Source organism: Tateyamaria sp. syn59 (genome assembly GCF_007995245.1).
GTDB lineage: Bacteria > Pseudomonadota > Alphaproteobacteria > Rhodobacterales > Rhodobacteraceae > Tateyamaria.
This window is the reverse complement of the sequence record NZ_VCBA01000003.1, coordinates 251,184-276,279: the sequence shown is the minus strand read 5'-3', so window position 1 is coordinate 276,279 and position 25,096 is coordinate 251,184. Positions and strand designations below refer to the sequence as shown.

27 protein-coding genes are annotated in these 25,096 nt (G+C 62.0%); 11 read left to right on the top strand and 16 right to left on the bottom strand.

All coding sequences use genetic code 11. The features are described from left to right. Positions 1 to 5 precede the first annotated feature (5 nt). Both FD715_RS07425 and FD715_RS07420 read right to left on the bottom strand, forming a co-directional pair. A complete protein-coding gene (locus FD715_RS07425; protein WP_147107484.1) occupies positions 6 to 1,967 on the bottom strand; it encodes a DEAD/DEAH box helicase in 1,962 nt (653 codons plus the stop codon). Positions 1,968 to 2,046: 79 nt separating this feature from the next. Then, entirely contained in the window at positions 2,047 to 4,380 is a 2,334-nt protein-coding gene (locus FD715_RS07420) for a mechanosensitive ion channel family protein (protein WP_147107481.1), read from the bottom strand. 265 nt (positions 4,381 to 4,645) lie between these two features. Between FD715_RS07420 and FD715_RS07415 the strand changes: the two genes are divergently transcribed. From FD715_RS07415 to FD715_RS07380, 8 genes are all read left to right on the top strand, one after another. Further along, positions 4,646 to 5,866 (top strand): glycosyltransferase family protein, encoded by a 1,221-nt coding sequence (locus tag FD715_RS07415; RefSeq protein WP_223274771.1) that lies wholly within the window; start codon positions 4,646 to 4,648, stop codon positions 5,864 to 5,866. After that, positions 5,863 to 7,104: a glycosyltransferase family 4 protein gene (locus tag FD715_RS07410; RefSeq protein WP_147107478.1), complete on the top strand. Its 1,242-nt coding sequence runs from the start codon at positions 5,863 to 5,865 to the stop codon at positions 7,102 to 7,104. The genes FD715_RS07415 and FD715_RS07410 overlap by 4 nt, the downstream gene beginning before the upstream one ends. Continuing rightward, the gene (locus tag FD715_RS07405; protein ID WP_370455366.1) at positions 7,101 to 8,168 is read left to right on the top strand and encodes a glycosyltransferase family 4 protein; all 1,068 of its coding nucleotides are present in this window, start codon (positions 7,101 to 7,103) and stop codon (positions 8,166 to 8,168) included. Before FD715_RS07410 ends, FD715_RS07405 begins: the two co-directional genes overlap by 4 nt. Further along, on the top strand, positions 8,165 to 8,743 hold the full coding sequence (locus tag FD715_RS07400; protein WP_147107475.1) for a histidine phosphatase family protein: 579 nt from the start codon (positions 8,165 to 8,167) through the stop codon (positions 8,741 to 8,743). The genes FD715_RS07405 and FD715_RS07400 overlap by 4 nt, the downstream gene beginning before the upstream one ends. Next, on the top strand, positions 8,743 to 9,879 hold the full coding sequence (locus FD715_RS07395) for a glycosyltransferase family protein (protein ID WP_147107473.1): 1,137 nt from the start codon (positions 8,743 to 8,745) through the stop codon (positions 9,877 to 9,879). The genes FD715_RS07400 and FD715_RS07395 overlap by 1 nt, the downstream gene beginning before the upstream one ends. Next, on the top strand, positions 9,869 to 10,612 hold the full coding sequence (locus tag FD715_RS07390) for a polysaccharide deacetylase family protein (RefSeq protein WP_147107470.1): 744 nt from the start codon (positions 9,869 to 9,871) through the stop codon (positions 10,610 to 10,612). Before FD715_RS07395 ends, FD715_RS07390 begins: the two co-directional genes overlap by 11 nt. Before the next feature lies 1 nt (position 10,613). Beyond that, on the top strand, positions 10,614 to 11,093 hold the full coding sequence (locus tag FD715_RS07385; protein ID WP_147107467.1) for a class I SAM-dependent methyltransferase: 480 nt from the start codon (positions 10,614 to 10,616) through the stop codon (positions 11,091 to 11,093). 120 nt (positions 11,094 to 11,213) lie between these two features. Next, entirely contained in the window at positions 11,214 to 11,783 is a 570-nt protein-coding gene (locus tag FD715_RS07380; RefSeq protein WP_147108149.1) for a PA14 domain-containing protein, read from the top strand. Between the two features lie 85 nt (positions 11,784 to 11,868). Here the strand turns inward: FD715_RS07380 and FD715_RS07375 are convergent, their stop codons facing one another. Continuing rightward, positions 11,869 to 12,060, bottom strand: a complete 192-nt coding sequence (locus FD715_RS07375) for a CTP synthetase (RefSeq protein WP_223274770.1) — start codon at positions 12,058 to 12,060, stop codon at positions 11,869 to 11,871. Positions 12,061 to 12,221: 161 nt separating this feature from the next. Between FD715_RS07375 and FD715_RS07370 the strand changes: the two genes are divergently transcribed. Then, positions 12,222 to 12,467 (top strand): transposase, encoded by a 246-nt coding sequence (locus FD715_RS07370; RefSeq protein ID WP_223274769.1) that lies wholly within the window; start codon positions 12,222 to 12,224, stop codon positions 12,465 to 12,467. A gap of 327 nt (positions 12,468 to 12,794) precedes the next feature. Here the strand turns inward: FD715_RS07370 and FD715_RS07365 are convergent, their stop codons facing one another. The 3 genes from FD715_RS07365 to lepA form a co-directional block, all read right to left on the bottom strand. Continuing rightward, positions 12,795 to 13,187: a hypothetical protein gene (locus FD715_RS07365; RefSeq protein WP_147107462.1), complete on the bottom strand. Its 393-nt coding sequence runs from the start codon at positions 13,185 to 13,187 to the stop codon at positions 12,795 to 12,797. Between the two features lie 3 nt (positions 13,188 to 13,190). Then, positions 13,191 to 13,709, bottom strand: a complete 519-nt coding sequence (locus FD715_RS07360) for a hypothetical protein (RefSeq protein ID WP_147107459.1) — start codon at positions 13,707 to 13,709, stop codon at positions 13,191 to 13,193. 472 nt (positions 13,710 to 14,181) lie between these two features. Beyond that, positions 14,182 to 15,978: a translation elongation factor 4 gene (gene lepA / locus FD715_RS07355; protein WP_147107457.1), complete on the bottom strand. Its 1,797-nt coding sequence runs from the start codon at positions 15,976 to 15,978 to the stop codon at positions 14,182 to 14,184. A gap of 62 nt (positions 15,979 to 16,040) precedes the next feature. Here lepA and FD715_RS07350 point away from each other — a divergent pair, with 62 nt between their 5' ends. Next, the gene (locus tag FD715_RS07350; RefSeq protein WP_147107454.1) at positions 16,041 to 17,501 is read left to right on the top strand and encodes a hypothetical protein; all 1,461 of its coding nucleotides are present in this window, start codon (positions 16,041 to 16,043) and stop codon (positions 17,499 to 17,501) included. A 337-nt stretch (positions 17,502 to 17,838) separates the two neighbouring features. Here FD715_RS07350 and FD715_RS22765 read toward each other — a convergent pair whose 3' ends face one another. Then, positions 17,839 to 17,964, bottom strand: coding sequence for an entericidin, EcnA/B family (locus FD715_RS22765; protein WP_147107451.1), 126 nt, complete (start codon positions 17,962 to 17,964; stop codon positions 17,839 to 17,841). A gap of 232 nt (positions 17,965 to 18,196) precedes the next feature. Here FD715_RS22765 and FD715_RS07340 point away from each other — a divergent pair, with 232 nt between their 5' ends. Further along, a complete protein-coding gene (locus FD715_RS07340; protein ID WP_147107446.1) occupies positions 18,197 to 18,556 on the top strand; it encodes a hypothetical protein in 360 nt (119 codons plus the stop codon). A 1-nt stretch (position 18,557) separates the two neighbouring features. Here the strand turns inward: FD715_RS07340 and FD715_RS07335 are convergent, their stop codons facing one another. The 9 genes from FD715_RS07335 to FD715_RS22480 form a co-directional block, all read right to left on the bottom strand. Then, complete coding sequence (locus FD715_RS07335) at positions 18,558 to 19,139, bottom strand: GNAT family N-acetyltransferase (protein ID WP_147107443.1); 582 nt, start codon at positions 19,137 to 19,139, stop codon at positions 18,558 to 18,560. Continuing rightward, positions 19,136 to 19,528: a ketosteroid isomerase-related protein gene (locus FD715_RS07330; RefSeq protein ID WP_370455363.1), complete on the bottom strand. Its 393-nt coding sequence runs from the start codon at positions 19,526 to 19,528 to the stop codon at positions 19,136 to 19,138. The genes FD715_RS07335 and FD715_RS07330 overlap by 4 nt, the downstream gene beginning before the upstream one ends. Next, on the bottom strand, positions 19,528 to 19,989 hold the full coding sequence (locus FD715_RS07325; protein ID WP_147107436.1) for a low molecular weight phosphatase family protein: 462 nt from the start codon (positions 19,987 to 19,989) through the stop codon (positions 19,528 to 19,530). Before FD715_RS07325 ends, FD715_RS07330 begins: the two co-directional genes overlap by 1 nt. Then, positions 19,990 to 20,469, bottom strand: coding sequence for a UPF0262 family protein (locus tag FD715_RS07320; protein WP_147107431.1), 480 nt, complete (start codon positions 20,467 to 20,469; stop codon positions 19,990 to 19,992). 160 nt (positions 20,470 to 20,629) lie between these two features. Beyond that, positions 20,630 to 21,931, bottom strand: a complete 1,302-nt coding sequence (hisD, locus tag FD715_RS07315) for a histidinol dehydrogenase (RefSeq protein ID WP_147107428.1) — start codon at positions 21,929 to 21,931, stop codon at positions 20,630 to 20,632. A 652-nt stretch (positions 21,932 to 22,583) separates the two neighbouring features. Further along, on the bottom strand, positions 22,584 to 23,027 hold the full coding sequence (locus tag FD715_RS07310) for a GNAT family N-acetyltransferase (RefSeq protein WP_370455370.1): 444 nt from the start codon (positions 23,025 to 23,027) through the stop codon (positions 22,584 to 22,586). 49 nt (positions 23,028 to 23,076) lie between these two features. Then, positions 23,077 to 23,544, bottom strand: coding sequence for a DUF2948 family protein (locus FD715_RS07305; RefSeq protein ID WP_147107423.1), 468 nt, complete (start codon positions 23,542 to 23,544; stop codon positions 23,077 to 23,079). After that, a complete protein-coding gene (gene murA / locus FD715_RS07300; protein ID WP_147107420.1) occupies positions 23,544 to 24,815 on the bottom strand; it encodes a UDP-N-acetylglucosamine 1-carboxyvinyltransferase in 1,272 nt (423 codons plus the stop codon). Before murA ends, FD715_RS07305 begins: the two co-directional genes overlap by 1 nt. Next, positions 24,808 to 24,957, bottom strand: a complete 150-nt coding sequence (locus FD715_RS22480) for a hypothetical protein (RefSeq protein ID WP_189799432.1) — start codon at positions 24,955 to 24,957, stop codon at positions 24,808 to 24,810. Before FD715_RS22480 ends, murA begins: the two co-directional genes overlap by 8 nt. Positions 24,958 to 25,096: the final 139 nt, after the last annotated feature.

The following is a 25,096-nucleotide window of genomic DNA, read 5'->3' as shown; positions in this document are numbered from 1 at the left end:
CCGCCTTACGATTTGCGCTTGGGCGGTTGCGTGCCGCCCTGAGCAGCGGCCCGGCGCGCCTTGTTTTTCTTGCTGTTGTACTTGCCGACCTTGGGCGCACCTGCGGGCTTGCCCTTGCCGCCTGCCTTGTGTCGCGGCTTTTTCGGGGCCTTGACGCTGCCGTCCTTGATTGCCTTTTCAAGCTGCGTTTCGGCCTTGGGTTTGCGGGGGGCTGCGGGTTTGGCGCTTGGCTTGGGCTTACGCTTGCGCGGGGTTGGATCGTCGTTCCACTGGACCGGGGCGGCGTCGGATTTCGGTTTGCGGGGCGGCGCAGCAGAGCGGTTTTCGTCCCATACCCGCTTGTCCGGCTGCTTTGGCTTGGGGGTGAAACGAGGCTTGGGTTGGCGTGCGGCGTCCGGCACACCTTCCAGCCGGGTCACTGTTGCGCCGCCTTCGATCTGCAACGTCGGCCCAAGGGCCTGCACGAAACCGTCGGCGCTGTCGGCTTTCAGTTCGACATAAGAGGTGTCGTCGGTGATGCGGATAGCACCGATGTCGTCCTTGGTAATGTCGCCCGCGTTGCAGAGGATCGGGAGCAGGCGGCGCACTTCGACGCCGTCGTCACGACCGCCCGTGACCGAGAACCAGACGCTGGGTCCAAAGGGCGCGCGGGTTTTGGGGGCCTTTTCGCCGGGCACGTCAGAGAGATGTTCAGGGGCGGAGTGACGCTGGCCGTGGATGCGCAACAGTGCGGCGGCCAGTTGTTCGGCGGAGAAGTTGGAGGCCAGCTTGGCGACCATGTCGGCCTCGGCCTCTGTCACCGCATCGGTCCACATCGGATCGCTGAGCAGACGCGCCTCGTCCTGCGCACGCACGGCGTCTGCGGATGGGGCGTCGATCCAGTCGGCCTCCAGCTTCGCGCCCTTGAGCACGCGCATGGCCTTGGACCGCACCTTGGGCGTGACGATCAGGGCGCTGGTGCCCTTGCGCCCGGCCCGTCCGGTCCGGCCAGATCGGTGCAGCAACGTTTCGAAGTTCGAGGGCAGTTCGGCATGGACCACCAGATCGAGGTTGGGCAGGTCGATGCCGCGCGCCGCCACATCCGTCGCCACACAAACCCGCGCGCGCCCGTCGCGCATGGCTTGTAGTGCGTTGGTGCGTTCGGACTGCGTCAACTCACCCGACAGGGCCACGACGGGAAAGCCACGGTTCGACAGCCGGGTTGTGACGCGGTTGACCATGGCACGGGTGTTGCAGAACACGATGGCATTCGGGGCCTCGTGATAGCGCAGAGTGTTGATGATGGCGTTTTCGGCGTCGTGGTTGGCGACCATCATGGCCTGATATGTGATGTCGGCGTGCTGGCGTTCGCCGGTCGTGGTGGCGACGCGCACAGCGCCTTTTTGATAGGTCTGGGCCAGCCGCGCGATCTGGGCCGGCACGGTGGCCGAGAAGAGAAGCGTCCGGCGCGTGTCAGGACATTCGCCAAGGATGAATTCCAGATCCTCGCGAAAGCCGAGATCCAGCATCTCGTCCGCTTCGTCCAGCACCACGCCCCGGATCGCTGTCAGGTCGATGGAGCCGCGCATGATGTGGTCGCGGAGCCGACCCGGCGTGGCCACGACGATATGCGCGCCACGGGCCAGTGCGCGCCGTTCGTCGCGCATGTCCATGCCGCCAACGCAGGACGCCATGACTGCACCCGTTTCGGCATAGAGCCACGCCAGTTCGCGCTTGACCTGCAACGCCAGTTCCCGCGTCGGCGCGATCACCAGCGCCAGCGGCGCCGCCGCCATCTCAAAAAGCGGCTCGTCTCCCAGCAAGGTCGGCCCAAGGGCCAATCCGAACCCAACGGTCTTGCCCGATCCGGTCTGGGCCGAGACCAGCAGGTCTGCGTGACCAAGGGCGGCATCGGTGACAGCGGTTTGAACGGGTGTCAGGTCAGTGTAGCCACGGGCGGTCAGCGCGGCCTGAAGGGGAGCGATCAAGGGATATGTCCTGTAGATAGAGCGGTGCAGTCACCAAGCCTGCGCGCCTATGCCCTTTCGCAGCCCGTGTCGAGAGGCTTTATCTGTCGTCTCCGGTTTCGGCCGCATCTTCCAGCAACTCTTCCTCGATCGACGCCTGCGCTGCAGCGGTGACCGCCTTGCGGTCTTCGTCGGTCAAATCCTCAGCCGCCTTGCCATCGGCCAGACGCACCGTGACCTCGCGGTGGGCGAACTTGATCCCTTCGCGTTCAAAGAGCGCGCGGATTTCCTCGTAGACCTTCTTGCGCACCAGCCACTGATCGCCGGGCTTGGTCATGAACTTCACCCGGATGATCATGGCGCTGTCCTGCATCTCGATCACGCCCTGCGATTTCAGCGGCTGGATGAAGTTTTCGCCGATCACCGGGTCATCTAGCAACGCGACACCCAGCTTCTTGATCAGTTTGCGGACCTGTTCGACATCGGTGTCGTAGGTCACGCGCAGGGGCAGTTTCATGATGACCCAGTCGCGGGAGTAGTTGGTTAGCACTTGGATTTCGCCAAAGGGAATGGTGTGCAGTGCACCAAGGTGGTGGCGCAGTTGGAAGCTGCGGACGCTGATGTTCTCGACCGTGCCCTTGACCCCGCCGACGTCGATGTATTCGCCCTTGCGGAAGGCGTCATCGAACAAAAAGAACGCGCCGGAAAAGATGTCGCGCACCAGTGATTGCGAGCCAAAGCCGATGGCCACGCCCACGATACCAGCACCCGCAAAAAGCGGGCCGACATTCACACCCATTTCCATCAGCGCGATCAGCAGGATCGACAGGACGATGACGATCAGCACGACATTGCGGAAGAGCGGCAGCAAGGTGGCCAGACGCGTGGCCGACGATCCGCCGCCTTCGTCGCCCAGCTCGGCCTCTTGTACCTCGCCCTGCTCTTCTCGGATCTTGCCGTCGATCCAGATGCGGAACGCGTTGTAGGCGATGTAGCCGATGAACAGGATGACGATGATGTCGAGCAAACGGTCGCTCCACCGTTCGCCCATCATGGCTGTGTCCGGGCGCCAGATGGTCACGAACGCGTAAATGCCCGCGACAAAGGCGAGGATGCCGGCGACCCGTTGGGCCAACCCCTCGAACGTGGTCAACCGCGGTGCAGCCACCGGCGACGCGGCAGGGTCCCGCATGGGTGCGACCTCGGCCATCGTATTATGTTCGCGCACTCGCCGGGCGCGGGCAAAGCTGCGCTCGATAAAGAAATTGATGACGCCGTAGACCACGAGGATGGTGGTCAAGATGCCCCACGCAGCCGCGAGAAGCGGCACGCCCAGCGGGTCGCCGATGACCAGGTGATAGGTCTGATCGGACCATGCAAACAGGAAATACACCACGGCCATGGGAGCCCAGACCCGCGCAAGCGTGCGAAGGGTCCATGTGGCGTCTGTCGGGGCCTTGCCGTTCAGGATCGCGCCGGTGATGGCCTGACTGTTGGCCGCGACAAGGGCGATGTTCAGGATCATGACCAGCAGGCTCAGCAGCGAAAAAAGGAAGACATGCACTTCACTGTTCAGGCCCAGCTCTTCGATCCAGACGCCAAAGAGGATGGCAAAGAACCCAAAGGCCGTGACAGCCGACAGCCACAGGTGCAGCTTGCGCGCGTCGTGATCATTGAACAGCGGAATACGATACTGCGACAGATACGGCGACAGGATCATACGCCACAGCCCGGCCACGACCCGTGCCAGGAAATACCCGATGTTGATCAGCGTGACGGTAAACTGCATCGCCGCGTCTTCGAGCGCGCCAAAGATCAGCCAGCCCAGGATATAGGCGACCGCCATCGACACCAGCGTGCCCACCACGCCCATGAAGAAGCGAAAGACCAGAAACGGCATCTTTTCGACATAACCGCTTGGCGCCGCCTGAATGCGTGCGACCACGAACCGTTTGACCAAGCGCTTTCCAAACACCTGCGCCTCGAAAACCATGCCGGCCGCAAAGAGCGCCAGACTGATCAGAAGCGCCTGAACATAGGCAAAGATCGTGCCGTCCGGGCTGGTGGCGCGCAGGATGTAAATGACTTCGTTGAACGCGATGGGCAGGTTCAAGAGCCTGTCGACCAGCGCCGATCGGAACGCCACCGCGTCGTCCTGAATGGCCATGAGGGTCGAGCCGCTGCCCGGCACCTCTGCATCCACAGGCGCGGGTCCGTTTTGCGTGACAACCCGGCCGTCACTGTCGATCACGATCACACTGACACCGTTTTCCGCCGCCTCGGCGATGGCATCGGACAAATCCGTGCTGGCCGCGTCCGACAATCCCGCACCAGGTAGCAGACTGCCTAGTCCCTGCGCCGATGCCACATGTGGACCAGCCAGCGTACCCATCAGCAAAACCAGCGCGAGCGTCCGAAGGAAAAGATGTATCATAGGAAATGCCGTCGCACTGTCAGAGTGCGCAAACGCTACGCGACCGCACCGCTGCTGACAATTGGCCTACCCAAAGTTGAACACGCGCGATCTGCCATCTGCGGCAATGCCGTGCACACTGCGCTATATTTGCGATAGCGCACCACCGGTTGCGCGAATGCGGCCTGAAGTGGCCATTGTGACCTTGGTCCAGCGGCACACTGTGCTATACGGCTCGGAAGGACTCTGGGCGCGGGATATGGCATCGTCTGCGCTGGGATGGGAAATGACGACGGTAATGGGCCAATCCAATTCCTCTATGACGATGACGGGCCGTGTTGTGCTTTACAGCCATGACACGTTCGGCCTGGGCCATTTGCGGCGCAGCCGTGCGTTGGCGTCGGCGCTGACACAATCCGGTGTGGCCGAAAGCGCGATCATCCTGACAGGCAGTCCGGTCGCGGGCCGTTTCACCTTTCCTCCTGCGGTGGACCACGTGCGCCTGCCCGGCGTCAAGAAACTGGCCGACGGCACCTATGCCAGCCAGACCGAGGGCATGGATATCGAGGCGACGACCGCCCTGCGCTCTGCCCTGATCACGTCGACCATCGAGCAATACGAACCCGATCTGCTGATCGTCGACAAGGAGCCCACCGGCTTTCGGGGCGAGTTGAGCGACACGCTGGACCGGCTGCGGCGGAACCGCCGGACCAAGATCGTGCTGGGCCTGCGCGATGTTCTGGACGAACCCGACGTGCTGGCCGCCGAATGGGACCGCAAGGGCGCTGTGGCCGCCGCCGAAGCGTACTATGACGAGATCTGGGTCTATGGCATGCGGTCGGTTTATGACCCGACCCAGGGTCTGCCGCTGTCCGACGCAGCGCGGGCGCGCACGGTCTGGACCGGCTACCTGCGCCGCAGCATCGTGGACGCGGCAGAGGTTCCCGACACGCCCTACATCCTTGTCACGCCGGGTGGTGGTGGCGACGGGGCAGCGATGGTTGATCTGGTCCTGTCCGCCTACGAGCAGGATCCCGACCTTGGCCCCCACGCGGTGCTTGTTTACGGGCCCTTCCTGACCGGCGAAGTGCGCGAACGGTTCGAGGCGCGTGTGGATGCCCTGGGGGGCCGCGTCACCTCGACCGGCTTTGACAGCAAGATCGAGCCGCTGTTTGCAGCGGCAGAGGGCGTGATCTGCATGGGGGGCTACAACACCTTCTGTGAACTTCTGTCCTTCGACAGCCGCGCCATCATCGTGCCGCGCACCCGCCCGCGGCTGGAACAGTGGATCCGGGCCCACCGGGCCGAAGAGTTGGGCCTCGTGCGCAACCTCGACCGATTCCGCGAGGGTCTGACGACAAACGCCATGGTCGAGGCCATCCGCGCCCTGCCCAACCAGAAACGCCCGTCCGAGGCTGGGGCCGACGGGCTGCTGGACGGGCTTGAGGTCGTGATCGCGCGCGCGCAGGCCCTCATGCAACAACCGCTGAACGACGCCGCAGAATGACCCAGACATCCCCTCGCCTGGCCATCGCGGTCAAGGGCTGGCCACGCCTGTCCGAGACCTTTGTCGCGCAAGAGCTTGTCGCGTTGGAAGAAGCAGGCATAGACTTTGCCATCTGGTCGCTGCGCCATCCAACAGACACCAAGACGCATCCCCTACATGACCGCCTGCAGGCGCATGTGCACTATCTGCCCGAGTACCTGCATCAAGAACCCGTCCGCGTCCTGCGCGGGGTCTTGGCCGCGCTTGGCACCCGCGCATTCTGGCCCGCGCTGAAGCAATTCTTGCGCGACTTCAAGCGTGACCGCAATCGCAACCGCGTGCGCCGGTTCGGTCAGGCCTGTGTCATGGCCCGAGAACTGCCCGCTGACACCGCAGCGCTTTATGCCCACTTTCTGCACACCCCGTCCTCGGTCGCGCGCTATGCCGCCATGCTGCGCGGCGTGCCGTGGTCCTTTTCGGCCCATGCCAAGGACATCTGGACCTCGCCCGAGTGGGAACTGCGCGAAAAGCTGGCGCCGGACACCGCAGGGGCGCATTTCGGCGCGACGTGCACGGCATTTGGTGCCGAGCATCTGAACGACCTGTCATCCGGGACGCCAGTGGACCTTGTGTACCACGGGCTGGACCTCTCACGTTTTCCCGATCCACCGGCCCGTGCCACACGTGGCGTTGGCGATCCGTTCCGGATGGTCTCCGTCGGCCGTCTGGTCGAAAAGAAGGGCTTTGACCGGCTGCTTGAGGCGCTGGCCCTGCTGCCGCAGGATCTGGACTGGCACTGGGAGCATATCGGCGGCGGCGCCCTGAAGCACGAGATGGAGGCGCATGCCGAGCGTTTGGGACTGACCGGGCGCATCACCTGGCGCGGCGCATGTGACCAGCCCGAGGTGATCGCAGCGATGCGCGAGGCTGACCTGTTTGTCTTGCCCAGTCGTGTGGCCGCAGACGGCGACCGCGATGGCCTGCCCAACGTGCTGATGGAGGCGGCAAGCCAGAAGCTGCCGATCCTGAGCACGCCCGTGTCAGCCATCCCCGAATTCATCGACACCGGTGTCCACGGTATCCTGAGCGACGATGCGCCAGAGGCCCTGGCTAAAGCGATGGGCGATATTGCCAATGATCCCGCGCTCGGTCCGAGGCTTGCGGAGGCTGCCCATGCCCGGTTGCATGCCGAATTCACCATGCAACCGGGCATCAACCATCTGGCAAAGCGATTGCGCGCCTTGATGGGGACCGCGTGACCATTGCGTTCTATGCGCCGCTGAAGGCGCCGGACCACCCGGTGCCGTCAGGCGACCGCACCATGGCGCGCGCCTTGATCCACGCCCTGCACCATGCCGGATACGATGTCGCCGTCGCATGCAGCTTGCGCATCTATGACGGGCGCGGGGACAGCGCGGCGCAGGCCGATCTGACCGATCAGGCCGAGGCAGAGGTAGCGCGTCTTCTTGCGCTGGACGAGGCGCGTAATTGGCGCTGCTGGCTGACCTATCACAACTACTACAAGGCGCCCGATCTGGTTGGGCCCGTTGTCGCGCGCGCCCTGGGCATTCCTTACATCCAGGTCGAAAGCACGCGCGCCCGCAAACGGTTGTCGGGCCCCTGGGCGAAATTTGCAGCAGCGGCAGAGGCCGCAAGCGATCAGGCCCACACGATTTTCTACGTGACGCGGCGCGATGCGGAGACCCTGCGCCGTGACGCACCGGCGGGCCAGTCCCTGATCCATCTGCCGCCCTTTCTGCCGTCCGAAAACCTGCCCGTCGGTTCAGATCACAGCGGGCCGATGTTGAGCGTCGGCATGATGCGCGCCGGGGACAAGCTGTCATCCTACCGCTTGATTGCCGAGACGTTGCCCCTGCTGGACCCGGCCTTGGACTGGCACCTCGACATCGCCGGTGACGGCCCTGCACAGGCGGATGTGCTGGACCTGATGATGCCCTTCGGTGCCCGCGTGCGGATGTTGGGTGCCCTGTCGGCCGATACGCTGCAGCGGCACTATGGGCGGGCACGCCTGCTGTTCTGGCCCGGCGTAAACGAGGCGTTCGGCTACGCCTATCTTGAGGCGCAAGCAGCCGGGGTGCCCGTGGTGGCCCAGGATCGACCCGGGGTGCAGGACGTGGTCGCAGGGATACAACCCCCCGTCTCCGATGGTCCGGATGCGATGGCCGCGCGCCTGACGCAGTTGCTCACCCGGCCAGATCTGCACGCGGCAGCGACGACAGACGCGCGGGGCAAGGTGCAGGCAGACCACCTTCTGCCTGCCGCCGCGCACACACTGCGCACCGGGATCGAGGCTGCGATATGATCCGGCTTGCTCTGCTCCGTCACGGTCACACCTCGTGGAACCGCGCCGGTCGGCTGCAAGGGCGCAGTGACATACCGCTCGACGACATGGCCCGAGCAGAGCTGGGCGTGCTCGCCCTGCCATCCGCCTGGCACTCCGCCGACCTGGTGTCGAGCCCGCTGGCCCGCGCGGTGGAAACGGCGCATCTGGTTTCAGGACGCCAGCCGCGCATCGAACCCAGCCTGATCGAAATGAACTGGGGCAGGCTGGAAGGCCAGCACGGGGCCGAGTTGGCCAAGAATCCCGACAGCGGTTTTCGGCATATCGAGGACTGGGGGTGGGACTATTGCCCGCCCGAGGGTGAAAGCCCAAGTGCCCTGCGCGCACGCCTGCTGCCCTGGCTCGCCAATCTTGAGCGAGACACCGTTGCCATCTGTCACATCGGCACGATGCGGGTTCTCATGGCCCACGCCACCGGGTGGATGTTCGACGGCCCCGCCCCTTTCCGGATCAAACGCAACCGCTTGTTTGTCCTGCATGTCGATGGGCAAGACCTGACGCTTTCCCCCGATGCCGAACGGCTGGAGCGGCGCTGATGCAGGTCACCTTCGTCGTCACACACCTGTTGGGTACTGGCCATCTGGCCCGCGCACTGACCCTTGGGCGCGCCTTTGCCACCGCCGGTGACACGGTTACCGTAATCAGCGGCGGTCGACCCGTGCCGCATTTCGACACGACTGGCGTCACCCTTTTGCAGTTGCCTGCCTTGCGTTCGGATGGCACGGACTTTTCCAACCTTCTGACTGACGACAACGTTACAGCGGACGCCGCCTATCTGGAGGCCCGCATGGCCGCGTTGCTGGCCCATGTCCAAGCCTCCCCGCCCGACGTTCTGATCACCGAGCTGTTCCCCTTTGGCAGACGCACCCTGAAGCACGAATTTCAGGCCTTGCTCTCTGCCGTAAAGGCGCTGCCGTCGCCGCCGCTGATCCTGTCTTCGATCCGCGACATCCTCGCCCCGCCCTCAAAACCGGAAAAGGTCGCGTTTGCCGACGACCTGATCGGCGGTGCCTATGATGGCGTGCTCGTCCATGCCGATCCGCAAGTCGTGGCGTTGCAAGACTGCTGGCCGGTGTCCGCAGCGCTGCGGGACAAGCTGCACTACACCGGCTTTGTCGCGCCCGCGCCGGTCCCGCGCAGCACTGATACCACCAACGACATCATCGTCAGTGCGGGTGGCGGAACCGTCGGCGACACCCTTTTTCACGCGGCCCTTGAGGCGGCGCAACGCGCACCCGACCGGCACTGGCATCTGTTGGTCGGAGGGGACGCGGAACGGCGCAACGCCTTGTCCCGCGTCGCCCCCCCGAACGTCACCATCGAAGGGCCGCGCCCAGACTTCCGCACGCTCCTGACGCAGGCGCAGGTCTCGATCTCGATGTGTGGCTACAACACCGCGCTCGACGTGCTGCAAACCGGCGTACGGGCTGTCCTTGTACCCTTTGATGACGGGGGAGAGGTGGAACAGACGCTGCGCGCGAAGGCGCTGAGCAAGCTGCGCGGCATGTCCGTCATCCGGCAATCCGACCTGTCGGGCGACGCTCTTCTGCACGCCATTGCAACAGCCGCGCACGGACCGGATCGCCCCCGGCGCACCCACGGCATGAACGGCGCCGCGCGCACCGTGGACATCGTACATCACCTGCATCGGCGGAGAATGCATGACGATTGACTGGACCCCCTTGCGACAGGAGTTGCAGGCCTGCCGTCGCAATGACATGGCCCTGCCGTTCTGGTGGCGCGATGACGACGCGATTGCGCCGACCACCGCGCTGGACAGGCTGGCCGACCTGTCGCGCGCCACGGGCGTTGCCGTCCACCTCGCGATCGTCCCAGCGCACGCCACGCCTGACCTGGCCGAATACACCGCTGCCCGGCAGATGATCCCGCTGGTCCACGGCTGGGCGCACCGCGATCACAGCACGCCGGACCAAAAGAAGAACGAGTTTCTGACGGACCGCACAGGCTTGGCCGAGGACAGCGCGCGGGGATTGGCGCGGATGCAGCAGCTCTTTGGTGCGTCGCTGCGCTCTGCTTTCGTACCGCCGTGGAACCGTGTGAAAGAGGCGCACCTGCCGGTTCTGGCACGGCAAGGCTATACGGTGCTGTCGACCTTCGGAGCACGACAAACGAGCGAAGCAGCCTCTGGCTTGACGCAAATCAACACCCATATCGACCCGATCTGGTGGAAAGGCACACGCGATCTTGTGCAACCCGACATCCTGGTCCAAAGCACCGCTGCCCTCCTGCGGGCACGCAGGCAGGGTGCCGAGGATGCAACAGAGCCATTGGGGCTTCTGACCCACCACCTGGTCCACACCCCTGCGATCTGGGATTTCACCAGCGCGTACATACAGGAAATGCTGTCAGGCGGCGCGACCCCCTGGACGATGGAGACGACTTGAGATGAGCAGACTGGAATCGATGCGACGGCGCCTGACCGCGCAGATCGACGGTATCAATTGGGCGGCCGAGCGCATCGCCGGAATGGAAGGCGACGTCCTCGAAATGGGCCTTGGCAACGGCCGCACCTACGACCACTTGCGCCAGGAATTGCCCGACCGCCGGATCTGGGTGATCGACCGCATGTTGAAATGCCACCCCAGCTGCGTCCCACCCGAGGCGGACTTTCTGGAAGGCGAAGCCGAAGCGATGTTGGCCCGCCTCAAGACCGAGGGGCGTCGCATGGCGCTCGCGCATTATGACTTCGGCTACGGCGTCAAGGATAAGGATATCGAGGAAGGCGCCCGCCTCAGCCCTGGGATTGCCGAGGTCATGATCCCCGGCGGGCTGATCCTGTCGCAGCAACCGCTTGTCGGCTTCGAACAAATCTGCGGACCGGACACGATTGCCCCGGATCGGTATCTTTTCTACCGATACGTGTAGTTTTGCCAAAGTTTCGTGACGTTTAGCGGTGCCCCTGTTGTCAGCGCTTGGCACCGGCTTCTATGGTTCACCCTGATTCAAGGCCGCGCCAAAAGCGGTCGGGACCAACGGGAGTTCATGATGAAGATGTTGACGACGGCCGCTCTGGCCGCAATCTCATATGTGTCGGCGACGGCACTGTTTGCCGCCCCCCTGAAACTGGAGCCAGCCGACCCGCAGCCCGAAGCGCTGAGCCAGGGGCTGTCTGTTGTCTACAACCTGGATGAAAACCCGCGCAGCATCGACGATGCCCTCGACGCGTTGGACGCCGCCCGCCCGGGCAAGCCGCTCTTGGGCATGGACTACCGCGACACTGCTGACGGGGATGAGACGCTGACCAGCGGTCAGGCGCACAAGGTGGTGGCGGGCATCTCCGGCTATGTCCGCTTTGACGAGGCGGGCACCTACCTTGTCGATTTCATGAGCAATGACGGGCTGATGATGTCCATCGGCGGGCAGGAGGTTGCCTTCTTTGACGGGGTCCACCCGTGCGAAGCCACGGAGACGGTCGAGGTCGAAGTGCCGGAGGCCGGGTGGTACGAGATGGAGGGCGTGTATTTCCAGCGCAAGGGCACCGCCTGCCTGCTGATGCGCGCCGGTATTGGCGAGCCGGTGTGGATAGAAAATGAGAGCTTCGGCTATATGGAATAGCCATTGGCCAGTGCATCATGAACGGCGCGGCGGCAGCGATGCCCCGCGCCTTTTTTCGTGTGGAGTGGCTGACCCAGCGCCCGCGTCAGCGCAGGCTGGTGATCCGCTTTTCGACCAGCCACGTGACGGGGAAGGAGGCGACAAAGCCGATGGCCGCGGCGATCAGGATCGGGCCGACCGTGCCGAAGCCCATGACCAGCGCGGCGATAACGCCCGTGCCCGCCATGGTTGCGCCGATGAAGATGTGCAGGACAAGGAACAGCATGTAGCGCTGCATGTGGGGCCTCCGGTTCTTTAGGTTGAGCGGAGTGTGCCGGGGAGTGCGGCGCGGTGCATTGATGTCGGTCAAATTGGTCCGCGTTTATGGGTGGTTAACCATGGGTTTGGCAGGGTTGGGGGATGCCGAATTATGTGCGTCCGAAGGTGTCAGGGGCTTGCGTGTTTTTCACCGTTGCGTTGGCGCGGCGGGGAAGCCGCGTGTTGGTGGATGAGGTTGAGGCGTTGCGTGAGGCGGTGCGGGTGACGAAGGCGGAACGGCCCTTTCATATTGATGCGTGGGTTGTGTTGCCGGACCATTTGCATTGTGTGTGGACGTTGCCGGTTGGGGATTGGGATTTTTCGACACGATGCGGGGTTGGCACCGGTCCGGGCGGAGCCCGGCAATTGATCCGGGGGATCAATTGAGGTGACAACGGGCGGAGCCCCGGCGATCAAGGCGCGGTTTTCGATGTCATGCCGTAGGGCGGGGTCGGGTTGTGGCAACCTCGATTCTGGGAGCATCACATTCGGGATGAGGCCGATTACCGTGCGCATGTGCGGTATTGTTGGAGTGAGCGGCGTCTTGGAAACGGTCCGGGGGACCGTTTCAGCCGCGAACGGGCGGAGCCCCGGTGAAGCATGGGTTTGTGGAACGGCCCGAGGATTGGGCGCATTCGAGTGTGCATTGGGATGCGCGGTTTCGGGTGGGTATGGATTTGGTGTTGTGGGGTGATCCGCGAGCAAATGCAGCTCTCAATCAAATAGAAGTGTAAAATACCTAGCCGAGAGCATAAAGGAAATACCAGCAATTGCAGCTGATAGGTATACTGGAGAAGAAAGCGTCACGGCAGCGGTTTTATCGTCTCTCATACGGAGATAGCTGTTTACTAGAAAGGCAAATATTACAATCGCTGAAGGCAAAAGTCCGCCAATTTTTGCTCCTGTGATGTTTTCAACGTAGCCAACGAGAACGCCAGAAACTGAGTAAAAACCAAGCTGCGTCCAAGTTATCATAGCACTGGATTTGTAGAAAAAAAGCGCGCATTTGGTGCTCACAACCAGAAAAATCACCACAAAAAATACGGGAAGAAACTCGCCTATCGCAAAACCCAGAGTTTCGAATTTTTGACGCAAAGACTCGAGCATTTTTTAATTTTTTCTTTGCCTACATGAGTTTTGTGAAAAACAATCGCTTATTGCTCTTTGAACTTCTTTGTCACTGCTCTGATAGCGGAGAAGCATTCGGTCATATAACCGCCAGTACCTAGAGCTGCGATAATGCTTAGTATCACATTGCAATCTCGCGTATTCTATTTCATCCAAACGTCTCAAATACAAAGATCGAGATATCGTCCCTTCTCTTGCGTTGCTGTGAAGTTCTGCTTCATGACGCTTGGCACGATCACAAATTGCAGCGATCTCTCTGGAAAAACCTTCCAAAATCTGTGCTCTGTATCGCTCCAATGCTTGACGGTGATTGGTAAGCGCATCGCGAGTCTTCTGTCCGTTGCCAAGCAGAAGAATGGGGAACGAGCTTTCAAGCTCAGCTGCCTTTACCTGCAGGTCCAGTCCATAGACAGATTCTGCCTCGTCTTGATTGTCGACATCTGCATTGCCCAAAGAGGCAAGAAAACAGCAAACGGCAGCTATTCTTGTACTTCTGAGCATGCGCTCCTCCGCGACGAATCGAGACAACTCCTCCTCGAAGTATCTTTTAGTACAAAACGGTCGCGAATAGTAGCTATGGCTGCAGCACAACAACATTTAGACGGAAACACATCATGTTGTGTTGCAGGCCGTCAATATTTAGTGGTTGCTGCTGTTCCTACGTCTAGGTGTTGCATGATTTGCTCCGTTCAGCAACCAAAAAGTATTGTAGCTGGCAAAAGGAATAGCACTAGATACAGTACGGAGGTGTCACCCGACGCGCTCCTATGTGTAACTATAGGCCTAGCATCGCTGGCAGACTCATCTGTGCAAAGAAATTGTTCGTGTTAGAAAACAGACCGTGAGCCCGTTGTCGGAGGCTTGACAGTGCAGCGAGCTTGCTCTCGCTCGGCCAGCGTAAGTGCGCTACGCGCATCGCTGCGCGATACGACTTTCGCGCACTGGCATTCCTCAGCGCCTAAAATGGTCGGCTTTAGCCGTCCATTTTGAGTGCGCTGATGAATGCCTCCTGCGGAATATCCACCTTCCCGAACTGACGCATCTTCTTCTTCCCCGCCTTCTGCTTGTCCAGCAGCTTCCGTTTCCGCGTCGCGTCCCCGCCATAGCATTTCGCCGTCACGTCCTTACGCATCGCGGATAGCGTCTCGCGCGCGATGACCTTGCCGCCAATCGCCGCCTGGATCGGGATTTTGAACATGTGGCGGGGGATCAGGTCTTTGAGCTTTTCGACCATAGCGCGGCCGCGCATCTCGGCCCGGTCGCGGTGGACCATGATCGACAGGGCGTCCACCGGCTCGTCATTCACGAGGATCGACATTTTCACCAGGTTGTCCGTGCGGTAGCCCGTCAGTTGGTAGTCGAAGGAGGCATAGCCCTTGGTCACCGATTTAAGGCGGTCGTAGAAGTCGAACACCACCTCGTTCAGCGGCAGGTCATAGACGACCATGGCGCGGGTGCCGGCGTAGGTGAGGTCTTCCTGTATGCCGCGGCGGTCCTGGCAGAGTTTCAGCACGTCGCCGAGATAGTCGTCGGGGACGAGGATGGTGGCCTTGATCCGCGGCTCTTCCAGGTGGTCGACATGGGTGAGGTCGGGCATGTCAGCGGGGTTGTGCAGTTCCATCATCGTGCCGTCGCGCATGTGGACGTGGTAGATGACCGACGGCGCGGTGGTGATCAGTTCGATGCCGTATTCCCGCTCGATCCGGTCGCGGATCACTTCGAGGTGCAAAAGCCCGAGGAAGCCGCAGCGGAAGCCGAAGCCGAGGGCGGCGGAGGTTTCCATTTCGAAGGAGAAGGAGGCGTCGTTGAGCGCGAGTTTGTCGATGGCGTCGCGGAGGTCTTCGAATTCGGCGGAGTCCACGGGGAAGAGGCCGCAGAAGACTACCGGTTGCGCGGGTTTGAAGCCGGGGAGCGGGTCGACCTCTTTGCGCTCGTGGGTGATTGTGTCACCGACGCGGGTGTCGCGGACCTGTTTGATGGACGCCGTGAGGAAGCCGATTTCGCCGGGGCCGAGTGAGTCCACGTTTTGCATGGCCGGGCGGAAGACGCCGACGCGGTCGACGTGGTGGATGGTGCCGTTTGAGACGAACTTGATCTTTTCGCCCTTCTTGAGCCGTCCGTCGATGACGCGGATGAGGACGATGACGCCGAGGTAGCTATCGTACCATGAGTCCACCAGCATGGCCTTGAGATCGGCGTCGGGGTCGCCCTGGGGCGCGGGGAGTTGGGTGACAATGGCCTCCAGCGTTTCCTGAATGCCTTGGCCCGTTTTGGCGGAAACCGCGATGGCGCCGCTCGCGTCGATGCCGATCACATCCTCGACCTGCTCGGCGACGCGGTCGATGTCGGAGGCTGGCAGGTCGATCTTGTTGAAAACGGGGACAATTTCGTGGTCGGCGTCGATGGCTTGGTAGACGTTGGCGAGCGTCTGCGCCTCGACCCCTTGGGTGCTGTCCACGACCAGAAGCGAGCCTTCGACGGCGCGCATCGACCGGCTGACCTCGTAGGCGAAGTCCACATGGCCGGGGGTGTCGATGAGGTTCAGGACGTAGTGCTCGCCATCCTGCGCAGTGTAGTCGATGCGGACGGTGTTGGCCTTGATCGTGATGCCCCGCTCGCGTTCGATATCCATGCTGTCGAGCAGCTGTTCCTTCATGTCCCGGTCGGCCACCGTGTTGGTGGACTGGATCAGGCGGTCGGCAAGGGTCGATTTCCCGTGGTCGATATGGGCGACGATGGAGAAATTGCGGATATGGCTGAGCGGTGTCATGGTTGGGATATGTAAGGGTTTTTGGGGTTTGGCAATGGGAATCGCTGACTGTTATGTCGCACATGCATGATGCTACACGAAGCTACGACGTGCTCAAAAAGCTCGGCTGGATAAACACCAGCAGCCGTAAGGTTCTTCTGGTGCGCTACCTTCACAGGATACTTCCAGCACTACTTGCGGAATCTAAGAAAATTCAATCGAGGCGTGATGCAGATCATCTTGTGTACTGGCTGCAACTGCATCGGTTTCTTCTTGAGGCAACCACTGACGCTGTCACACATAGGCGGTTGGTAAACGCACCTTATGAACCAACCAATCAGCCCAACACTTTTCATCTAAGGGGTGGCAGAAGCGGTGTCGCTTTTACAGTTCGATCATTTGGCGACTACCCGGCAGTGTCGATCATGGGTGAAGCTTGGGGATTTGAACTTATTCATCCCGAACCAGATCCCCTACTCCGTGTATCCTTTGATTTGCTGGCGGAAGAGATCTACGAGTCGACGACCGGAACAAATCTGAGCACAAAGCGCAAAGTTGATGAGCGCACCACAGTGTTAATTCAGTCAGCGGTTCAGTTTCCCGAATGGGCGCCCGCGCGCATACGACCTGGAATGCGCCTGCGCACAACGCGCAGGAACGATGACAGTCCTTGGCATTGGTGGGAAGAGTGGCATACGCAATTCTGTAGAGGTCAGTTCAATGACTGGCCGTTTGCGTCGGATGTCTTAGGATTGCCGGAGACACTATGGCGTGATGAGGATGCGCCAGCAAAAGTTGCTTCAACCATCAACGCGATGCGAGATGAGATACTCCTCGCGAAGCTGCCACAAGTCGAAGATGTCTTCGAAAGCGCAGATGGACGCTACGACGTTCGCACCACGGCTTCCGACCCATCGAAACTCATTGACAGCATCGAAAACCGCGTCCGCTTCACCCTGGACCTCGCTGTTCGAAGCAACGCTTGCGATCTGAACGACATGAGTACGGCAGCTACAGTTTTGCGCCATGCTTTGGACAACTGCCTCGATGACCCCAACGCCCTGGAACAGTTTCTGCGCCGCGCGAGCGACATGATTAAGGCGCGTGTAGCAGACGGATCTTTTGCTAGCGACGATGAATTGACCATGCTTGTTGCCACTTTGGACGAGTTGGCGCTGCAACTGCGGGCGGATCATCCAGATGTTGCGCAGGCCGTCGATGCTCGGGCCAGTCAGCGCTTCAAGGAACTAAGCCAAGCAAAACGGCTAGCTGGTGCGCAGCTTATCGAGGATTTGCGCGAAGGGACGACTGGTCGGCTGGACACTGAGTTGGGTTTGGCGACCGAAACACTCCGTGATGGATCAAGCGATACGGCAAATGCTGATGCACTGAAGCAAAGTGGCAATCGCGCGGGAAAAATCAGTTTGGCTGAGCGGGCTAAAGCTGCTGAGAGTTCCGGTCCAATGGCTGGGCTCAAGATTGGATTGCGGGCGCACAAGGTTGTCGAATTTGTGCTTGGTTTGATTTCGTCTGGTCCAATGTGACCAGCCGCGCATCAGCAGGCCCTTGGCTGTCGATCCAACCTTTGTTCGGCAGCACTTTATGGCTGCCAGGTCCATCTTCCGTTTCACCGGCGCACCAAGATCGGCCAAATCGACCGGCCGCGGGAGGGCCTGCCCCCTCTCGGCAGATTTCGCTTTGACAAATCGCCTGCCGGGCAATGGATGCGCGGCGGGCTGGCGCCCTTGATTCCGCGCTGGGGTGAGCAGAACGATGGTTCGTTTGGGATGTTTAATCAGTACGGCGGGGTGAACCCCGCCCTACGGGTGCATTTGACCCAGTCGAGCAGTGCGCAGTGAATACGCAACTTACAGCGACCTCTTAAAGCGCTCGGTCCACCGCATCTGCCGCACGGGTGATGTCGCGCCCAACGCCTTTGGCTGTTTCACAGGCGGTCAGGGCGGTTGCGGCCACGATGGCCAGAAGGATCAGGCGGGTGCGGGTCATGTCTGCTCTCCGGTCTTTTGCAAATGACATAGCCAGACGGATCAGTTCGGTCAAATCAACGTCCCGTGGATCGGCGAGGTTTTTCCTTAAAAGTCTTCCGAAATACAGCCCCAAGCGCTGCGCGCACGGGTTGAGGCGGCACGCGGGTGTGAATTGCCCTTGCAATCGGCTTGCGGCATAACTTGATCCATCCAGAGCGGGACAACCCGCCAGAGCAGACACGAGCAGAACCATGAAACTCTCGATCACGATCCTGGCGGGTGCCGCCATGTTGGGCCTGAGCGCGTGCGGCGGTGGCTCTTCCTACTCAAGCACGCGCGCTGTGCCCGGCAATGCTGTCCTGTTTGCCACCGGCCCGATCTATTCCGCCTGTCGGAGCGGGGGTCGCAGCCAGGCCAGCCGCGCGCGCTGCGGCTGCGTGCAGGCCGTCGCCAACCAGTCGCTACGCGGGGACGAACAACGCCGCGGTGCGGGGTTCTTCAGCAACCCGCAACTGGCCCAAGAGGTGCGCCAATCCGATCGTCCGGCGGACGAGCGGTTCTGGACCCGCTGGAAAACCTACAGCGACAGCGCCGCACGCCAGTGCACCTGAGCTACAGGTCCTTGATCCAGAATTGCAGCGGCTTTTCGGTCTCGACTGCCTGATCGACGTCTTTCCATGGGAAGTGCGCGATCACACCGGGCATACGGACATATCCCCGCCCTTCCCAGAACGGCTCGAGCGAGCGGTAGGCGCGGGGTTTCAGCGGGTGGTCGGGCGGGCGTACGACGGCGGCAAAGCACATCTGCGTATAGCCCAGCGCCTGCGCATGCTCTTCGCGCGCATCAAAGAAGGCATGCCCATAGCCCTGTCCCCGGAAGCGCGGCAATAGAACGCTTTCACCGCAGTAAAAGCAGGTGTCGATGTTGATGTCGGTGCCTGCGAAGGCGTCAAAGAACGCATCCGCATGCTCGGCCAGCGGTGCTGCCGTGGCCGCCCCCACCATCCAGTCGCCGTCGTAGACGGCCACGATTATGGCGCGGTTGCTTTGCTCGTAAACCTCGAGGTAGCGGCGTTCGTAGGTGAAGTCGCCCTCGTAAAGGTAGGGCCAGTCCCGGAACACGGCGAGGCGCAGGCGGGCCAGATCATCGAGCGCATCGGCGATGTCGGGCCCGGTGAGCGTTGCGACCTTCATGCGCGGACCTGACGGATCCAGTCAGCGAGGTTGTAATAGGTGGTGACCCGGGCGATGCGCCGGTCGCGGATGTCAAAGAAGGATCCGGCGGGCAGGCAGTAGGTCTGGCCATGCGCTTCGGGCAGGCCTGCGTCGGTTTGCAGATAGGTGCCGTTGACCGTGTACTCCGCCGCGGCCCGTGTGCCGTCTGGCGTCGCAAAGACCACCATGTCGGTCAGGGTCTCGGCGTAGCAGCGGCTCATATGCTGGCAGAAGTCGCGAAAGAGCGCCTTGCCGGTGCGCACCTGCCCTTCGTTCACGTGGTGCGCGATGTCTTCCGTGAGACAATCAAGCATCCTGTCGATATCGCCGGCATTGAACGCCTCTAAATAGCGGTGCACCACGTCCATCACGTCACCTCCGTTCCACCGCCCCACCTGTCGGTGAGTCGCTTTATGATCTGGTCGCGCGCCGCGCGGTAGCTTTCCAGCTTGGCCTCACGCGTTTCACCCAGGCCAGTCGGATCCAGGATGGGCCAGTACTCAACATCGAGGTGAAAGTATCGCGTCAACTCCAGGGCGCGACGCTGACTGGCCGGGCTGAGCGCCACCACCAGATCGAACGAGGACAGATCGTCGCCCCAATCCTCCATCTCGTCAAAGCTGCGCGAGCGGTGGCGGCTCAACTCGACGCCCAGTTCCTGGCAAACGGCGATCGAAAATCCGTCGATCTCCATGTCGTTCTTGACCCCCACCGATTGCACATAGGTGCCGGTGCCATAGAACTTCTTCATGATCCCCTCGGCCATGGGGGAGCGGACCGCGTTGTGGTCGCAGCAGAAGAGGATGGATTGGGGCAGCGTTTCGGTCATCTATCCGCCGAAATGCAGCACGCAGATCAGGGTGAAGAGGCGGCGGGCGGTGTCGGTATCCACCTCGGCCTTGCCTTCCAGCCGTTCCTGCAGCACGCGGCTGCCCTCGTTGTGGATGCCGCGGCGGGCCATGTCGATGGTTTCGATCTGGGAAGGCGGCAGCTTCTTGACTGCCTCGAAATAGCTTTCGCAGATTTGGAAGTAATCCTTGACCACTTGGCGAAAGGGGCCGAGGGACAGGTGGAACTCTGCGGCCTTCTCTTCCGCTTCGGTCAGCACATCAAAAACAAGGCGCTTGTCACGGATGGACAGGCCCACGTGGTAGGGACCCGCGGGCACCTCGCGCCCGTCACGGCCGGGCAGGACAAAGGTGTTGTCCTCCAGAAGATCAAACATCGCCACCTTGCGTTCCTGTTCGATCTCGGGCGTTGGAGGGGGCAGGTTGGCATCATCCAGTGTGATGCGGGCAATACGGGTCATGGCGCGCGAGCCTTCGGCAACGAAACAATCTTTCGCAATGCTTAGGGTCTGGCGGCGGGCAACACAATGGCGCGCGTCTCATTTTCCAAGCGCGGACATGCCCATTTCTTCTGGCCATAAATACCTCGGGGGGAGGCGCAGCCGGGGGGCTGGCCCCCCTCTATCCGTTCAGCTTGCGCAAACGCGCCGTCACCGACAGCCCATGCGCTTCAAGACTTTCGGACGCTGCCAACCGTTCGGCTCCGGGTCCAATGGCGCGCAGGGCGTCGGGGGTCATCTGGGCCAACGTCGTGCGCTTGACGAAATCCATGACCGACAGGCCGGAAGAGAAGCGCGCCGAGCGGGCCGTGGGCAGCACGTGGTTGGGGCCGCCGATATAGTCGCCGATGGCCTCGGGCGTCCATTGGCCGAGGAATATGGCCCCTGCATGGGTGATCTTTTCCGACAGCGCCACGGGGTCGGCGACGCAAAGTTCGAGGTGTTCGGGCGCGATGCGGTCCGACAGGGCCACGGCGGTGTCGAGGTCGGGCACAGTGATGATGGCACCGAAGTCGCGCCAGCTTGCGCCTGCGATGGCGCGGCGTTCGAGCGTTTCGAGCCGGGTGTTGACCGCCTCTGCCACGGCGCGGCCAAGTGCGGGATCGGTCGTCATCAGCAACGATTGCGCGCTTTCGTCATGTTCGGCCTGGCTGAGCAGGTCGAGGGCGATCCAGTCGGGATCGTTGTCGCCATCTGCAATGATCAGAATCTCGGACGGGCCTGCGATCATGTCGATGCCGACCTTGCCGAAGACGCGCCGCTTGGCGGCGGCGACAAAGGCGTTGCCGGGGCCGGTGATCTTGTCCACCGGCGCGATGGTGTCGGTGCCGTAGGCGAGGGCCGCGATCGCTTGTGCGCCGCCGATGCGGTAGATTTCGTCCACGCCTGCCAGTTGGGCAGCGAGAAGGACCAGCGGGTTGATGGCGCCATCGGGCGTGGGAACCGTGATGGCGAGCCGCCCTACCCCTGCGACCTTGGCCGGAATGGCATTCATCAGGACCGAGGACGGGTAAGTCGCCAGCCCGCCGGGGACATAGAGACCGGCTGCGGACACCGGAGTCCAGCGCCAGCCGAGGGTGGCGCCCGCCGTGTCCGTCCACTGGGCGTCTTCGGGCATTTGGCGTTCGTGATAGGCGCGGATGCGGTCAGCGGCGAGGGTGAGGGCGGCGCAGTCTTCTGCGCTGACCTCTTCGATGGCTAGTGCCACCTCATCGGCGCTGATGCGCAGGGTATCCGGGGTCAGGGCGATCCGGTCGAATTTCTCGGTCAGTTCTATGACGGCTGCGTCGCCCCGCGCGCGCACATCGGCGATGATGTCTGCGACGACGGCATCGACGTCCGGGCTGTCCTCACGCTTGGCGTTGAGAAGTGCGGTGAATCGCGCTTCGAAATCGGCGTCGCTGTGGTCGAGAAACTGGGGCATGGGCGTCCTTTCCGGCTGACGGGGGACATAGCGGGGAGGTTGGGTGGCCTCAAGGGGGACGCGCCGCGATGTATCTTCGGGTTTTCGTAGGTTGGCCAAATGCAGCGAAGTGGACAACCCGAATGCTAAAGCTCACCAGAGTCTGACGGAGGCGTCCGCGCTCTTAACAGCCAATATGCTAGGACCAAAACGGATCCCACTATCGCGCCGCAAATACTAAGTGTCTCGAGTGATCCGATAGATGAGGCAAAACCGCATCCAGTATCGCTTTGACCTTGTGGCGGCGGTTCACAGCCGCTCGCGGTCCGAAACAACCAATAAAACAAAGCCGCCAACCACAGACTTCCAGACATGACCAACGGCCGAAAACCATGCGACAGTGCCAAGCCTCGGAAAACAGCAAATGCCAAAGCTACCACTACCACAGGAACAAAGAGCACAATTGCGAAGGCGCCAGCCAATTTAGTCTCCACTGAGACAACAACCGGCTGAATCGCTAGTCCACTATCCATCGCCGTGTCAATTTCGGCTGCAAACAGTCATCCGATTTGGCTGGATTGCTGCAAGGCAGGCACACACTTTAGATACAGAGCTTTCCGTGGGCGCTGGAGTAAGGCGCACGTTCCGTGCGCCCGGCGGATCAGGATCCGCCTTACGACAGGTCGCGCACCATGATCAGGTCGGTTTCGGACACGCCATTGCTGAGCGTTGCGTTTGGGATCTGTCCCACCTCACGGAAACCTGCGCGGGTGTAGAACGAGATGGCGCGCGCGTTGCTCGACGCGACATAGAGTTCAATTTGGCGGATGCCCACCTCAACGGCAGCTTGGGCGATGCCGTCGAACAGCGACCGCGCGGCGCCACTGCCTTGCGCGCCGGACTGAACGAAGAATGCGCCCAACTCGGCCCGGTGCTTCGTTTGCTCTTTCGCCAATCGGATCAGGCTGCCAATGCCCACGAGCGCTGCGTTCTGAAAAACGCCGAAGGTGTGGCCCGTATCCAGCCGCTCCGCGATGGTGCCCACCGGAACCGCCGCCGCCTCGTCGTACGTCGTCAGGAACGCTTCGGGGTAGGTTGAAAGGGCTTCGAGCCGCAAGCGTTGCCAGTCCGGCGCATCTGCGCCGGTCAGGCGGCGCACGGCTGGCTCAGTCATCGTGCTGCGGCACGGATTTGGAGGGCGCCTTGTAGGGCCGCGTCACGTCCTTGAGCGTCACGTCGATGGCTTCGACCGAGAGCCGGATCGCGCCGTCGCCTGCGAGCGTCAGGAGGATGTCGCCGCTGCCGTCCTCGCCCGCGTCAAAGGTCACCGAGAGAAGCGACAGGATCACATCCTTGTCCGAGCGGTCTACGCCTTGGCTTGCCACGCGCAACACCGTGTCGAAGGCTAGCACCGACTGCACCCGTTCGGGGGCGTGCCGGCTCGTGCCCTGATCCTCCCAGCGGAAGCGGTTGAGCAGCAGGCCGAAGCGGTGCGCCTTGCGGTCCCATGTCATCTCTGTCACCGGGAACACCGCGTCCTGCGCCAGTGACGAGATCACCTGCAGGTCGTCCACGTCCAGCGCGCCAAGGTTCAGGGGCGCCTCGCGCCCGTCTTCAAACCGTGCGTCCTGCATCAGTCCCCCGCGATCCGTTCGATATTGGCGCCCACGCCCGACAATTTGCGGACCACATGTTCGTAGCCGCGGTCGAGGTGGTAGACGCGGGCGACCCGTGTTTCTCCCTCGGCGGCGAGGCCCGCGAGGATCAGGCTTACGCTCGCCCGCAGGTCGGTCGCCATGACCGGCGCGCCCTTGAGCTTTTCGACGCCCGTGACCGTGGCCGTGCCGCCCTGTACGTCGATGTCGGCCCCCATGCGCATGAGTTCCGGTGCGTGCATGAAGCGGTTTTCGAAGATTTTTTCTTCGAGGACGGAGGTGCCCTCAGCCGTGCAGAGAAGCGCCATCATCTGCGCCTGCAGGTCCGTGGGGAAGCCCGGGAAGGGTTCGGTGGTCACGTCGACCGCACGGATGCGCCCGTTCTTGCGCGCGACCTTCAACCCTTTGTCCGTTTCCTCAACGTTGATCCCGGCGGCGTCCAGCTTTTCGCAGAATGCGCCGAGCAGGTCGATCTTGCCGCCCAGCAGTTCCACCTCACCCCCGCAAATGGCCGGTGCCAGCATGTAAGTGCCCAACTCAATCCTGTCGGTCACCACGCGGTGCGTGGCGCCGTGCAGCTTGTCGACGCCTTGAATGGTAATCGTGGGGGTCCCGTCCCCGTCGATCTGCGCGCCCATAGCCCGCAGGCAGGTGGCGAGGTCCACGATTTCCGGCTCGCGCGCGGCGTTGTTGATGACTGTTGTGCCCTTGGCGAGCGTGGCCGCCATCATGATGTTCTCGGTGGCGCCAACAGATGCGAAGGGGAAGTCGATCACCGCGCCCTTGAGTTTGCCGCCATCCGCTTTGGCGTGCAGGTAGCCGTCGCGCAGGTCAATCTCGGCCCCCATCTTGGTCAGGCCATCGGTGTGAATGTCCATGGGGCGTGCCCCAATGGCACAGCCACCGGGCAGCGAGACCTCGGCGTGCCCTTCGCGTGCCAGAAGCGGTCCGAGAACGAGGTTCGAGGCCCGCATCTTGCGCACGATGTCATATTCGGCACGGGTGTTGATGTCGCCATGGGTCGACATGGCCAGCACCTTACCGTCCTGCAGCGACGTGACCTCGGCCCCGAGGGACGCCAGAAGCTGGGTCATCGTCTTGATGTCCGACAGGCGCGGCGCGTTGGTCAGCGTCAGCGGCTCGTCACTGAGCAGCGTGGCGGGCATCAGCGTCAGGCAAGCGTTCTTGGCCCCCGCAATCGGGATCTGCCCATTGAGGGCGCCCCCGCCCTTGACCAATATGCTATCCATTGTCCTGCTCCTGCTTTTTGCCTGCCTCTGCCCGCGCCCGTGCCTGCGCCTTGCGCTTGGCCATGTTGGCCTTGAGCGCCTGTTTCAGCCGCGCTTCGCGGTCATCTGACGCCTTTGCCTTGGGAGGGGATTTGTCTGCCATGGCGCTTCTGTACCGCAGGGCGCATTTGGCGTCCAGAATGGGCTTGCATGGGGGTGCATTTGGGTCTATCCCGCCGCGCACGATGCTGCTGTAGCTCAGAGGTAGAGCACTCCCTTGGTAAGGGAGAGGTCGAGAGTTC

Excerpts from the sequence above, each read along its gene's own strand:
- FD715_RS07420 (WP_147107481.1), bottom strand. The coding sequence starts at position 4,380 with ATGATACATCTTTTCCTTCGGACGCTCGCGCTGGTTTTGCTGATGGGT.
- FD715_RS07415 (WP_223274771.1), top strand. The coding sequence starts at position 4,646 with ATGACGACGGTAATGGGCCAATCCAATTCCTCTATGACGATGACGGGC.
- FD715_RS07410 (WP_147107478.1), top strand. The coding sequence starts at position 5,863 with ATGACCCAGACATCCCCTCGCCTGGCCATCGCGGTCAAGGGCTGGCCA.
- FD715_RS07400 (WP_147107475.1), top strand. The coding sequence starts at position 8,165 with ATGATCCGGCTTGCTCTGCTCCGTCACGGTCACACCTCGTGGAACCGC.
- FD715_RS07395 (WP_147107473.1), top strand. The coding sequence starts at position 8,743 with ATGCAGGTCACCTTCGTCGTCACACACCTGTTGGGTACTGGCCATCTG.
- FD715_RS07390 (WP_147107470.1), top strand. The coding sequence starts at position 9,869 with ATGACGATTGACTGGACCCCCTTGCGACAGGAGTTGCAGGCCTGCCGT.
- FD715_RS07385 (WP_147107467.1), top strand. The coding sequence starts at position 10,614 with ATGAGCAGACTGGAATCGATGCGACGGCGCCTGACCGCGCAGATCGAC.
- FD715_RS07380 (WP_147108149.1), top strand. The coding sequence starts at position 11,214 with ATGAAGATGTTGACGACGGCCGCTCTGGCCGCAATCTCATATGTGTCG.
- FD715_RS07375 (WP_223274770.1), bottom strand. The coding sequence starts at position 12,060 with ATGCAGCGCTACATGCTGTTCCTTGTCCTGCACATCTTCATCGGCGCA.
- FD715_RS07365 (WP_147107462.1), bottom strand. The coding sequence starts at position 13,187 with ATGCTCGAGTCTTTGCGTCAAAAATTCGAAACTCTGGGTTTTGCGATA.
- FD715_RS07360 (WP_147107459.1), bottom strand. The coding sequence starts at position 13,709 with ATGCTCAGAAGTACAAGAATAGCTGCCGTTTGCTGTTTTCTTGCCTCT.
- lepA (WP_147107457.1), bottom strand. The coding sequence starts at position 15,978 with ATGACACCGCTCAGCCATATCCGCAATTTCTCCATCGTCGCCCATATC.
- FD715_RS07350 (WP_147107454.1), top strand. The coding sequence starts at position 16,041 with ATGCATGATGCTACACGAAGCTACGACGTGCTCAAAAAGCTCGGCTGG.
- FD715_RS22765 (WP_147107451.1), bottom strand. The coding sequence starts at position 17,964 with ATGACCCGCACCCGCCTGATCCTTCTGGCCATCGTGGCCGCAACCGCC.
- FD715_RS07340 (WP_147107446.1), top strand. The coding sequence starts at position 18,197 with ATGAAACTCTCGATCACGATCCTGGCGGGTGCCGCCATGTTGGGCCTG.
- FD715_RS07335 (WP_147107443.1), bottom strand. The coding sequence starts at position 19,139 with ATGAAGGTCGCAACGCTCACCGGGCCCGACATCGCCGATGCGCTCGAT.
- FD715_RS07330 (WP_370455363.1), bottom strand. The coding sequence starts at position 19,528 with ATGGACGTGGTGCACCGCTATTTAGAGGCGTTCAATGCCGGCGATATC.
- FD715_RS07325 (WP_147107436.1), bottom strand. The coding sequence starts at position 19,989 with ATGACCGAAACGCTGCCCCAATCCATCCTCTTCTGCTGCGACCACAAC.
- FD715_RS07320 (WP_147107431.1), bottom strand. The coding sequence starts at position 20,469 with ATGACCCGTATTGCCCGCATCACACTGGATGATGCCAACCTGCCCCCT.
- hisD (WP_147107428.1), bottom strand. The coding sequence starts at position 21,931 with ATGCCCCAGTTTCTCGACCACAGCGACGCCGATTTCGAAGCGCGATTC.
- FD715_RS07305 (WP_147107423.1), bottom strand. The coding sequence starts at position 23,544 with ATGCAGGACGCACGGTTTGAAGACGGGCGCGAGGCGCCCCTGAACCTT.
- murA (WP_147107420.1), bottom strand. The coding sequence starts at position 24,815 with ATGGATAGCATATTGGTCAAGGGCGGGGGCGCCCTCAATGGGCAGATC.
- FD715_RS22480 (WP_189799432.1), bottom strand. The coding sequence starts at position 24,957 with ATGGCAGACAAATCCCCTCCCAAGGCAAAGGCGTCAGATGACCGCGAA.